Genomic DNA, 12,199 nt, shown 5'->3' on the forward strand with positions numbered 1-12,199 from the left:
AAATGTACCTAATTCAGTTTACTACTTTTTCAAATACTATAGGAACGCTTGATGTGATACCAAATAATGAAAATAACAATTATAAAAATTTTAGTATTTTTCAGCGAAATTCATTAGAGGCTCTGATTTCCAAACGCTGGTACCCGTTGAAGAACCGGCAATTTCTTTTGATTAATTCCAATGATATTTTATCTTTGGAATGTACAATATTATTACTTCCCATTCAAATGATAGATCAGTTGAACAACGCCAGAGGAGAACGTTCTTGTATTAACTATTTTTAAATTTAACCTCTTCTTTATATCAATAAACAGCGGTTTTCCTTCTCCCAATATAACAGGGTGAACAGATAATCTAAATTCATCAACAAGCCCTAAATTGATAAATGATGTAATAAGACTTGCTCCGCCATATAGCCAAATGTCTTTACCCGGCTTATTCTTTAATTTATTTATTTCTTCAATAATATTATCATTTATGAATATTGCTTTATTATTAGTCCCTTTTTGCGTTCTGGAAAACACATATTTTTCTTTACTATGAACTAAATCCCAAATTACTTTATCATTATCTGTTTCTCCAATTTCCGGAGTATAATGTCCCCATAAATCGTAGCTTTTTCTACCATATAAAATAATATCAATTTGATTTAAGAAATTTACAAACCCCATCTCAGAGTCCATGATGCACCAGTCAACTTCTCCATTTTCCCCTTCAATAAAACCATCTAAAGTAACCGCTAAATCTAAAATTATTCGTCTTGGTCTTACATTATTGGACATAGTCATTCCTCCCTATAAAAATTTAGATAGACTTTTTTATCCTAGTTCAACTCATGTCCTAGACAGTTTAACTCCAATATATCATGAACTATATTGATAGTAACAACAAACTGAAAAGCATCCAAACTTGTTTATTTGGATGCTTTTTGTCTACTATAAACGAACACTATAAGATTTCGATATGAGTAATTATTTTTCAGTTGCTTTATTTCCCATTGCTATAGAAATTCTATTCCAACTGTTAATTTGATTTATTAGAATAACAAGATCCACATATTCTTTTTCGCTAAAGTGTTTACGAATACGATTAAATAATTCATCAGACACACCTTTATTTGGAATCAATGTTACACTTTCAGTTAACTCTAATGCTGCTTTTTCTGCATCTGTGTAAAATGTGCAATCATTCCAAGCACTAATACAATATAAACGTTGTTCCGTTTCACCCATTTTTCTAGCTTCAGATGTATGCATGTTAAGGCAATATGCACAACCATTTATTTGAGATGCACGAATTTTTATAAGTTCACGTATTTTAGGGTCTATATTTGTAGTTTTTGTATACTTTTCCATTTCCATCATTATTTTAATTGCTTCTGGTGCTTTATTTGAATAATCAACTCGTTGTTCCAATTAAATTACCTCCTAAAAAAATTTATTCAAAATTAATTGAATTAAAGATAGTACTTCCACTTAATTGACGACAAACTAAATCGTCGATTAACAATATCTATAATAAGTTATTTATTTTATTATGTCAAACCACTTTTAACTATTAATTGATTCCAAATGTCCATGTTTGACAAAGAATTAAAACATTACTAAGATTAATTTAAATAATCTTTTTTTATGAAGAAGGTGTTTTAATGCAGTATAGCGTTGGGGTTGAGTATGCACTTCACTGCCTCGTCTATTTAATTGATAACCCTGAAGATTCTCCTATTGGAATAAAAGAGCTATCCTTCTTTCAAGGCGTTTCAGATACATATCTCTCAAAGATTTTTAGTAAATTATCTAAGGCTGGAATTGTAAGTTCAGTTCCTGGGGTTAAGGGGGGCTTTAAACTTTCTAAATCCCCAGAAGAAATTTCTTTTTGGGATGTAGTTCAAGCAGTTGAAGGTTCCAAACCCATATTTCAATGTAAAAATATTAAAGATAATGGTTATTTATTTAGAGAAAAAGGCTGCACTCCAAGTACCTCTTGCACTATTAATTTAGTTATGCTCTCTGCAGAAGAAAAAATGCATGATTACTTACGTAGTAAAACTCTTTCATGGTTAAACAAAGAGTTAGGGAGTGTCTTACCTAAACAAATACGTGAAGATACTCGGAAATATTTTTCGAAGAGTGAGATTTAAAAAAACTTCTCATTTAATTCCTAAATTAAAAGGAATTAAATGAGAAGTTTTTTTGTTCATTTGAACTTTAATTTACCTAAAAGTAACTGCACCCCTAAGCAGAGGATGCACATCACTGATGGAAGTTTCTCTATATTTCATTTAAACAATAAGTTCATAATATCTTCCAATTAGCTGTGTATCATCATCTATTTTTCTTCGAGAAGGGAAAAATTTAATTTTTCAAGAATTTTCCATGACCCAATATTCTCAACTGCTGAACTTGCAATGATTTTTTGAGGGTTTAATTTTTCTACCCATATTCAAGAACTGACTTAGCAGCTTCAAACGCATAACCATTTCCCCATGTATCTTCCCTAAAATGATATAAAAGTTCAAAAATATTCGCATCATTTGTTTTTTGAAACGCATGCTTTAGTAAAGCAAAGTTTATTCTCCATTTAATTTTTTCATCTCATTTTCTAAGTAATTAATTTTGTTTTCTTTGTTTGATCAATTACAGCACTAATAATTCGTGGAGTAACAAAAACCAAATTTCTCAATTTCCCTCTCAAAATGTTTTGAATTGTCATTTCGCACACCAAGTGCACCATAGAAAACAGTATGTTGTGTGGCAGAAACAAGAAAAAGAACGACTACTTGGTTGATTGAAAATCCGTTTGTCGCAAAACAGTATGTGGTATGCTAATCTAATAGAAAAACCAGTCAAGGAGTGGAAATGATGAAAGCCACATCAACTGTTCAACTTGAACAATCCATCGGAAAGTTACGAAAAGTGACTGACGAACTCAACAAGCGAATTAAAGAAACTTCATCCGAAAAAGTAGCAAATGAAACCATCCAACTCAAAGAAGAACTGAAAACCATCGCAGAAACGCTTTTACAAATCCAGAAGCGAGAAAACGAAGTAACATAATGAAACGAAAATGGTACTGACAAAAAATGGAATCAACATTTTATCATGACCTTAATTAAAAAACTTAATTTCTAATGGCTTTAATAAAGTATTAATGAATATTTTGTTGAGAAAAAAAGGGTCTTCAAAGAAGACCCTTTTTTTCATATTAAAGATTCGCTCCCGATTGCGGAAGATTAAGATAATGATTATAATTGCTGCCTTTAGCTAGTTGAACATACCCCTTAGCTTAAGTACATTTCTTCTCTTATTTGTACTTTAAAATTAATTTCAACTGGAAGTAAAAAGCCACCTAAAAAGTTAAAAGTTTTTTTAAGCTATGGAGTATTTGTTTCGGGTTTCTCTTTTGTTATGAACAGTATACCTGGCAGTAAAATAACGGATACAACGATTAAAATGATGTTCATCCAATTTTGGTTGGTATCATTGACTCCAGTTGCAAATATTACACCAAAAACGCTGGAAGCAAGGATATTACCTATGTATCTCGATGTCATAAATAGACCCGAAGCCGTTCCACTTTCTGATACAGAAACAAATGAATAGAGCAGCGTTTGTAAACTTATATTTAAAATACCATTACTCAACCCGATGGTCGATAACACGATAAATATCCAGTAAAGAGGAGAGTTATGGTTGATTGTCCTTAATAGGACACCACCAACTACTCCTATAATTACCCCTGTTAATAAAGGGATCCTATATCCTGACTTTTCTATCCAACGCGTCGCTAGTGGTGTAATAATAATGGCAAATATGGAAATAGAGATCATAATGATACCCGTTTGTTTGGAGCTAAGCATTAATACAGATTGTAAATAAATCGGCATTGAAAGTAGCAAAGCAAAAAAGATCACTGTTGCAAAAATATATTGAACATACACTAATGAAATGTTTAAATTTTTCTTTAAGAAAATAACATCGATAAAAGGTTCTGCTTTCTTTTTTTCGAAGAAATAAAATAAAAAAGTTAACACTAAAGGACCCAATAACGCCAATAAATTTAAACCACTTTCAAGAGTTTGAAAAAAATACATCCAAAAAGAGATTAATAAACTGAACAATATAATCCCAATTCCATCCCACTTGAATGTTTTGTTTGTACTCTTTTTTTCTTCATTCGGAATAAATAGGACAGCCAAAATAGCAGAAATAATGATAATCGGAAAATTAACATAAAAGATGACATGCCATCCGCCCTGCTGAATTAACAGCCCACTAATTGTCGGCCCAAATGCTGCCGAGGTGGTAGCAAATACCGATAGTGTACCGATTACTCTGTTTTGATTTTTTTCAATATATGAACGAACAATTCCGATTCCAGCAGGATATAGAGCGGATGTACCGATTGCTTGTATCATTCTCATTCCGAGTAGAAAGGGCATATTCGGCGATAATGGAGCGGTAAATGAAGAAATACTTACCAATAGTAGTCCAAACAGGAAGATTTTTTTCCTTCCATAATAATCACTAAATTTACCAATAAGGGGTAAGAAAATTGCACTTACTATAAAATAGGATGCAATTAACCAAGTAATATCTTTTGAAGAAAGCAAAAACTCATTTTTTATCTCTGGCAATGCAACCGTAATCATCGTTGTATTTAATGGGTTTAATATTACTCCTAACGCGATAGCAACGATTAGAAAATTATGATTTTTAACTAAAGCAACATTTTTTGTTACATACATGAATCGCAATCTCCTCTTAAAAGAATAGTTACCCAAAACACTTCTTTTTTCCAAATTTTCATTGATTTCTCTAAATCTTTTAAGTAAGTATATTCCATTCATAGATATGAGATATCCATGGATAGTAAAACTTCTCCTTAAGTAAAAAGAATTGGTGATTAAAAAAAGAATCCCTTCTACAAAAAAGAACGCCCCTATATATTTCATATAAAATGCCCCAATTAACAATTGAACTTTAGTGTTCATCTAATTATATCAATTGAGTACGTACCTGTAACTTGGGGTAATTTGGCCTTTTTACATAGAATTACTCTAATTATTCTTATTGAACTACACTGCCCTTTAGCTTAAGTGCATCCCTTCACATTCTTTATAAAAGTTGAACTACTATAAAAAAACAGACCTAATCATATACGATTTGGTCTGTGAATTAGCATATTTTTGTTATGTTTCTACTAAAAATCTGATCTACTTAGAAAAGTAGAATGTTCCTTTTTTAAAACATTAATGTGCAAAAAATACTAATTGAATTAAGAAGAGAATAGCAAATAAATAAACTAGCGGATGTACTTCATTAAATTTACGTTTTACGATTTTCATAATTGGATATGAGATGAAGCCTAATGCGATACCATTCGCAATACTTGATGTAAGTGGCATACTCACGATCACTAAAAATGCCGGAAATGCTTCTTCAAAATCATCCCATTTAATTTCGGAAATACTCTTGATCATAAAACAACCAACAATAATTAAGCTTGGAGCAGTTATTGCGGCTACATCTGATACTGAACCAATTAATGGGCTAAAAAATGCAGCAATAATAAATAGACAAACAACTGTCAATGAAGTTAAACCAGTTTTTCCACCTGCACCAACCCCGGCAGAAGATTCAACGGTCGCTGCAGTTGGACTTGTTCCTAACATTGCACCGACAATTGTTCCTATTGAGTCAGCTGAAAATGCGCTACCACCTTTTTCTAGTTTTCCATTTTTTAAAAGGCCTGCTTGTTTTACGATTGCAAGTAATGCACCTGTTGTATCAAATAACATAACAAGTAAAAATGAAAAAATCACACTATAAAGTCCGTACTCAATAATATCCTTTATCGAATCGATTGGATTATATACTAATACACCTTCTGGTAAATGTGGCATAGCAACAAAACCATTTGAAAAGTTTAATTGTCCTGTAAAATAAGCAATTAAACCTGTAACGATCATTCCAAGGAATAACGCTCCATTTATATTTAATGCCATAAAAATAATTGTAACTAGAATCCCAATAAGAGTAAGTGCTACTTTCGGTGAAGTGAAATCGCCTATTGTCACTAGATTGGTAGGATGATCTGCTACAATGCCTGATAGTCGTAAACCAATAAACGTAATAAATAATCCTATCCCGGCAGCAATTGCGTGTTTTAAATTGGTAGGAATAGCTTGTATTAATTTTGTACGAAATGAGGTTAATGATAATAATAAAAATAAAAGTCCAGTAATAAATACAGCAGAAAATCCTACAGAATAAGGAAGGTTATGACCTCCAATTACAGAGTAAGTAAAATACGCATTTAATCCCATAGCTGGTGCAATAACGATTGGATAATTTGCTATTAATGACATTGTAAGTGTTCCTATAATTGTTGCTAGAATAGTAGCTAAGAAAGCTTGATTAAATGGTACCCCTGCATCCTTTAAAATCATTGGATTAACAATGATGATATAGGCTAACGTTAAAAATGTAGTAAATCCAGCTAACACTTCAATTTTAACTGAAGTATTTCGCTCTTTAAGTTGAAACATACGATGATTTCCTTTCTTTTTCTTATTGTAAAATAAAAAAACTGCCAGCTTTTACAGAGAAAAAGCTGACAGTTATACAATGTATAGCTAACAAAAAATTAGTGCTTTTTCTCATAGTCCAGCAATTTACGGGTGCCAGGTAGAAACTCTTGAACCATATCTCCAAGTTTATATGAGAATATATTAATATAGTTTCTCTATCATACGACCCTGTCATAATTCTGTCAATAAAAACTAACTGAAAAAGCGTATAGATTTAAAAACAAACCATACATAGGTATGATCACATAGCTTAAATGTCTTTATTTTTTCTAATTTTAGGACTTAAAATAATCCATTCTACAATCATTATATTTAATAGTAAACCTACCCAGATATTAACATTTAGTACTTCCTCAACCATTTGCTCTCTCCCACCAGGTAAATTGAATCCATTCAATAACGCATATATTAAAAGTAGGATTGGAACGATCACTCTTCCGCTGACAGCTACTAAAGTAATACCAAAACTTCGAATCATCCATTTTCTATGTTCACTCATATTTCTTTTTAATGCAGATTTATACCCTTTCCAACAAGTAAAAAGCCATATAAATGATAAGGCAATAAACGAAGTCGCTTTTGCAAAATTTTCAATATAAATAATTACAGCGAAGGCAAGCAATCCACTTAAGAAAACACTTATAACATATAATCTACCTAGCAGACGGTGAATTCTAGGTTTTTTCTCTCTAATTCGGCTATTAAATTGAAAAAAGCCTGATATTAAAGCAATACAAGCAAATATGATATGAGCGACTAAAGCTGGAAATTGTAAATTGTTCGAATTAATCACTATTCGACTATTATTTGGATTAAACGATAAATATGGTGCTAAGAAAGGAACCATTACTCCTATTGATACAATGATTAGTAGCCACCAACTCTTCTTAGAATTCATTTAAATATCCTCCGAGATCTTATAAGATACAGCCATCTTACCAAAGTAATATGAACGGAAGTTGAACAAAACCTAATGACTGAATAAGTTCTTTACTGCCCAATTTAATATCAGATAAAGAAGATGATTGGTGTGGGAGTTGTGGAAGGTTGAAGTCTTCAAACGCGATTGAGCTTAAAGGTTCAGCCCATCCTACAGAAAAGCGAGTACACTACAGTCAAAACCCACCAATAATTTCCTTTTTAAATACTAACAAAGTTTACGATTACAGCCAAAATACTCAATATTTACTTGAGCATATTTGATGTTCCCCTCTCCCTAATACATAATTTTTGATAGGCGTAACATCCTATTTTACAGGAGGTGCTAATATGTCTGAACCATTACAACCAGGAAATAAAAAACTTCCTGATTTCCATGAATTAGATGATCGAATTATTGCTGAACATGGTACAACCGGTCCTTCATTAGTTATAAAAACGAATTTGGACCCTAAAGATTCAACCGCTGATAATCCATATTATCAACAAAATGGTAAAACTCCCAAAAAGCCATTTCAAAACTATTTTGAGGAGTAAATCATAAGCAAACAAGAGCCAGTTAAAACGTACTGGCTCTTGTTTTACTTTTTCGATAAAACACATTTCATTGAATCAGATAAAACTCAAAGTACATACTAAGAAATATATGGGAATTTATATACGAGTTATATTTAACTTAAACTTTTCAAAAAAGTAGGAGGAGTATCAACTTGAGTCCAACAAAAAGTATGCTTTCAGTTTTCGCTTTAGGCGGGGTAAATGAAATCGGAAAAAATATGTATGCAATACAATACTCAAAAGAAATTCTTTTAATCGATTGTGGATCAAAGTTTCCAGATGAAAGTTTGTTAGGCATTGATTTGATAATTCCTGATATTACCTACTTACTAGAAAATAAAGAAAAGATAAAAGGTTTACTTGTAACTCATGGTCATGAAGATCATATTGGTGGTATCCCTTATCTGTTAAAACAATTGAATATACCTGTCTATGCATCTCGCTTAACACTTGGTTTAATTGAAATAAAATTAAAAGAGCATGGGCTCCTACGGGATACTGAGTTAATTATGATAAACTCGGATTCAAATCTTCAATTTGAAAATTTAAGCGTAACATTTTTTAAAACAAATCATAGTATTCCAGATTGTTTAGGAATCGTCTTTCAAACTCCTGAAGGAACTGTTGTCCATACCGGAGACTTTAAATTCGATCTTACACCTGTAAATAATCAGTACCCAGATATACATAAAATGGCTGCAATAGGAAGTAGTGGCGTTTTATTATTACTTTCTGAAAGTACAAATGCTGAACGTCCAGGATCCACACCATCTGAACATATGGTTGGAGAACATATTGAAGAAGCATTTATGAAGGCATCTCGAAAAATTATTATTTCGACATTCGCCTCAAATGTACACCGTGTTCAACAAATCGTTGATGCCTCATTGAAAACAAATAGAAAACTAGCACTACTAGGTAGAAGTATGCATAATGTTGTAAATGTCGCTTTGGAACAAGGGTATTTAACCATTCCAGAAGGCATGTTAATCGATTTAGAAGAAATTAATAACATTGCTCCAGAATTAGTAACAATTTTATGTACAGGTAGTCAAGGTGAACCACTTGCAGCACTCTCTCGTTTAGCTAGCTCAAGTTTTAGAGGAGTTGAAATACTCCCAGATGATACGGTCATTTTTGCCGCCTCTCCTATCCCAGGGAATGAGCGAAATGTAACCCGAATAATTGATAATCTTTACAATCTCGGAGCGAAAGTTATTTATGGATCCGGAAGTTCAACAGGTATGCATGTATCTGGACATGCCTATCAAGAAGAGCTTAAATTAATGCTTACCTTAATGAAACCTAAGTATTTTATCCCGATTCATGGAGAACTCCGTATGCTACACCATCACCGCTCACTTGCAGAGTCTGTTGGAGTAGAAAATGAAAACACCTTTATTATTAAAAATGGGGATGTAGTTGATGTGAGAGATTCAGTAGCAGTACAAACTCGTAGGATTCCTGCTGGTAATATATATGTAGATGGTATGGGCGTTGGTGATGTCGGAAACATCGTCCTAAGAGATCGGAAACAACTGTCTGAGGATGGGATGCTCGTAATTGTCATTACAATCAATAAATCAGAACGAAAGATTATTTCTGGTCCAGATACAATATCTCGTGGATTTGTTTACGCCAGAGATTCAGAGTCTCTTCTAAAAGAAGTAAATAACTTAGCTATCTCATCAATAAATGATTTATTAGATGCAAATAAACTTCAATGGAGCGTAATGAAACAAAATATAAAAAAATCAGTGAGCCAACATTTATTTATGAAGACGAAAAGAAAACCGATGATCCTGCCAATCATCATTGAATTGTAAAATAAAAAACTCCCTTAGCATCCGCTGCAAAAAGGGAGTTTTTATGTTCTCGAAAATCATTTGTTTGTTTCTTTAATTTTTGCGATAACTTCTAGCAAAGTTGGATTCTCTTGTTCAAAATAGTCATTCATAGGACAAGTACTAGTTAAGAGACGTTCGAGAACAAATGGAATTGTAAAAGTTTCTATTTTTAAATCATCTGTTATCTCATCCCAAAAAAGTGGAGTTGCTACTGTAGCCTCTTCTTTTCCTCTTGCTGAGTATGGACATATAATCGTCTTCCTTCTTGCATGTTGAACATAATCGATATATAATCTCTTACCGCGATTCTTTTTAAACCGTTCAATCGTAAAATCGTTTGGAAATTTTTCGATTAAATAATTTGAGATAAAAGATGTAAAAATTCTCGTATCATCATAAGTTAAAGTATTTTGTTTGATAGGTAAATGAATTTGAATTCCTTTACTACCCGAAACTTTTGGGTAGCCCTTTATATTAAATGAATCAAAAATTAATCTCATTTCTTTTGCTGCTTTAATTGCTAAAGGAAATGCTTCTCTATCTGGTGGATCCAAATCAAATACTATTTCATTTGGTAGTTCACTTTCATACGTCTGAAATGGTATATGGAACTCAATAGCTAATTGATTCCCTAGCCAAAGTAATGTGGATACATCATTACAAACAATATAATGGTTCTCATCCTGCTCGACAGATTTTATAAAGCTTGGTGCATAATCCGGGCAATTTTTTTGGAAAAATGATTCACCTGGAACGCCATGTGGAAAGCGAATAGTCGTTAATAATTTATTTTTTAGAAAAGGCAGCATAAATGATGAAATTTGCGCTAAGTACGAAAGATAACCTTCTTTATGAATTAAAGGATTTTTCCATATTAATTTTTCAAGGCTTGTATAAGTTAACTCTTCTTGAACAGGTGTGTTTTCTAAAATTAGACCATCCCAAGTGCATTCTTCCCAATATAGTTGGAATTGAAATGATAGAAATCCTGTATTAACTAATTGATGATCATTTATCCCTTTAAATTCAAGCTCAACACATATACCAGGATCAACTAAAATGGTATCATTCTCTATTGTTTTCCCATTTTCTTTGATCGCTTTGATCAATATGTCTTTTTCATTTTCTTCAAGTCCTTTTGAAAAACCCCCTATTTTCACAATCTCATTTCGCTTTTTAATTCCTACTAGAAAATTCCCTGCTTTTGTATTGAATCCTAAGATAAAGAAAAAACCTTTATAGTTCCTACTATTTTTAAACGGGTAATTTAAAAATTGATTTTGTTTCATATATGTTTTCCTTCAATCCGTTAGCTTGCATGATTTAGGATCATTGTCCACAAATGCCTGAATACTTGGTTGTCTTAAGGAATGCCCCTCAGTCCATTCGATAAATTGAACCTTTACGGTTAGTATTGGTTGAATCCATTGTATTTCTTTTATTCTTTTTGGTTGATTCGCAAAAGGATTCTTATCCATCTTAATTTGGTCAACCGCTTTTGTGAGGTCTTTCCATTCAGCATTTGTTAATCTGCCAGTACCAACATGCCCAATGAACCAGAACTGATCTTCCTGATCATAAAGTCCAATTAAAATTGAATTGACGATACCTGACCGATAAGTAACTCCTCCAATAACAGCAATGATATCCTTATAATTTTTAATTTTTTGCCAATCAGCATTTTTTCCGTTTATGGAGTATCTGCTATTTAAATTTTTACAAATTATCCCCTCTAAGTCATGTTGTTTAGCAACTTCAAATAAAGTACTACCATCAGTATTAATTGGAACGATTTGAATTTGTTCATTCGGTTCTATTACCCTTGTTAAGATTTCAAGTCTTTCCCTTAGTGTTAAATGATTAATCCAATCACCATTATAAAAAATGATATCAAAAATCATATAAAAAATAGGGACAGCTTCAATCATTTGTTCCACTCGATCGATTCGTCTAATTCCATCCCTACGCATAACTTCGTGAAAGGAAGGATTCCCATTTCTGTCTAAAGCAATCACTTCACCGTCCAAAATGATTGAATTAGCTGATGTAAATGATTTGATATTAGTCAGCTCAGGAAAAATATGAGTACGCTCATTCAGCTTCCTATTAAATAATTTTGTTTCGATGCCATTATAGTAAGTAAGGATTCTAACTCCATCCCATTTTATTTGTGATATCCAATCAGGACCTTTAGGAATTTGATTAGATGCAATCGGTTCAAATGGAAAAATTGGATTAAGCTCCATCTTGACCTCCTAAACAA

General features: G+C 32.2%; 12 protein-coding genes and 1 riboswitch. Of the genes, 4 read left to right on the forward strand and 8 right to left on the reverse strand.

Going from position 1 to position 12,199, the window contains the following annotated elements:
• Positions 1-212 precede the first annotated feature (212 nt).
• Positions 213-782, reverse strand: a complete 570-nt coding sequence (locus tag B7R65_RS12500; RefSeq protein ID WP_088043115.1) for a dihydrofolate reductase family protein — start codon at positions 780-782, stop codon at positions 213-215.
• A gap of 189 nt (positions 783-971) precedes the next feature.
• Complete coding sequence (locus B7R65_RS12505) at positions 972-1,415, reverse strand: carboxymuconolactone decarboxylase family protein (RefSeq protein ID WP_088043116.1); 444 nt, start codon at positions 1,413-1,415, stop codon at positions 972-974.
• A gap of 233 nt (positions 1,416-1,648) precedes the next feature.
• On the opposite strand from B7R65_RS12505, the gene B7R65_RS12510 reads away from it, so the two are divergent.
• Entirely contained in the window at positions 1,649-2,140 is a 492-nt protein-coding gene (locus tag B7R65_RS12510) for an RrF2 family transcriptional regulator (RefSeq protein ID WP_088043117.1), read from the forward strand.
• A gap of 292 nt (positions 2,141-2,432) precedes the next feature.
• Here the strand turns inward: B7R65_RS12510 and B7R65_RS22000 are convergent, their stop codons facing one another.
• Positions 2,433-2,585, reverse strand: a complete 153-nt coding sequence (locus B7R65_RS22000; RefSeq protein ID WP_373419581.1) for a GNAT family N-acetyltransferase — start codon at positions 2,583-2,585, stop codon at positions 2,433-2,435.
• Positions 2,586-2,861: 276 nt separating this feature from the next.
• Between B7R65_RS22000 and B7R65_RS12515 the strand changes: the two genes are divergently transcribed.
• Complete coding sequence (locus tag B7R65_RS12515) at positions 2,862-3,056, forward strand: hypothetical protein (protein WP_088043118.1); 195 nt, start codon at positions 2,862-2,864, stop codon at positions 3,054-3,056.
• Positions 3,057-3,373: 317 nt separating this feature from the next.
• On the opposite strand, the gene B7R65_RS12520 is transcribed toward B7R65_RS12515, so the two are convergent.
• The 3 genes from B7R65_RS12520 to B7R65_RS12530 all read right to left on the reverse strand — a co-directional run bounded on the left by B7R65_RS12520 (position 3,374) and on the right by B7R65_RS12530 (position 7,490).
• Entirely contained in the window at positions 3,374-4,747 is a 1,374-nt protein-coding gene (locus tag B7R65_RS12520; protein WP_179194857.1) for an MFS transporter, read from the reverse strand.
• 504 nt (positions 4,748-5,251) lie between these two features.
• Entirely contained in the window at positions 5,252-6,550 is a 1,299-nt protein-coding gene (locus B7R65_RS12525; RefSeq protein WP_088043120.1) for an NCS2 family permease, read from the reverse strand.
• 94 nt (positions 6,551-6,644) lie between these two features.
• Positions 6,645-6,746: riboswitch (purine riboswitch) on the reverse strand.
• 96 nt (positions 6,747-6,842) lie between these two features.
• Positions 6,843-7,490 carry a DUF2306 domain-containing protein gene (locus B7R65_RS12530; RefSeq protein ID WP_088043121.1) on the reverse strand — a complete coding sequence of 216 codons (648 nt, stop codon included), beginning with the start codon at positions 7,488-7,490 and terminating at the stop codon, positions 6,843-6,845.
• Between the two features lie 371 nt (positions 7,491-7,861).
• Between B7R65_RS12530 and B7R65_RS12535 the strand changes: the two genes are divergently transcribed.
• Together B7R65_RS12535 and B7R65_RS12540 are read left to right on the forward strand one after the other, a co-directional pair.
• Positions 7,862-8,068 (forward strand): hypothetical protein, encoded by a 207-nt coding sequence (locus tag B7R65_RS12535; protein WP_088043122.1) that lies wholly within the window; start codon positions 7,862-7,864, stop codon positions 8,066-8,068.
• Positions 8,069-8,259: 191 nt separating this feature from the next.
• Positions 8,260-9,915 (forward strand): ribonuclease J, encoded by a 1,656-nt coding sequence (locus B7R65_RS12540; protein ID WP_088043225.1) that lies wholly within the window; start codon positions 8,260-8,262, stop codon positions 9,913-9,915.
• A 56-nt stretch (positions 9,916-9,971) separates the two neighbouring features.
• Here B7R65_RS12540 and ligD read toward each other — a convergent pair whose 3' ends face one another.
• Both ligD and B7R65_RS12550 read right to left on the reverse strand, forming a co-directional pair.
• On the reverse strand, positions 9,972-11,225 hold the full coding sequence (ligD, locus tag B7R65_RS12545; protein ID WP_088043123.1) for a DNA ligase D: 1,254 nt from the start codon (positions 11,223-11,225) through the stop codon (positions 9,972-9,974).
• Positions 11,226-11,237: 12 nt separating this feature from the next.
• Positions 11,238-12,182, reverse strand: a complete 945-nt coding sequence (locus B7R65_RS12550; RefSeq protein WP_088043124.1) for an ATP-dependent DNA ligase — start codon at positions 12,180-12,182, stop codon at positions 11,238-11,240.
• Positions 12,183-12,199: the final 17 nt, after the last annotated feature.

The organism is Bacillus sp. EAC, from assembly GCF_002156875.1.
Taxonomy (GTDB): domain Bacteria; phylum Bacillota; class Bacilli; order Bacillales; family Bacillaceae_G; genus Gottfriedia.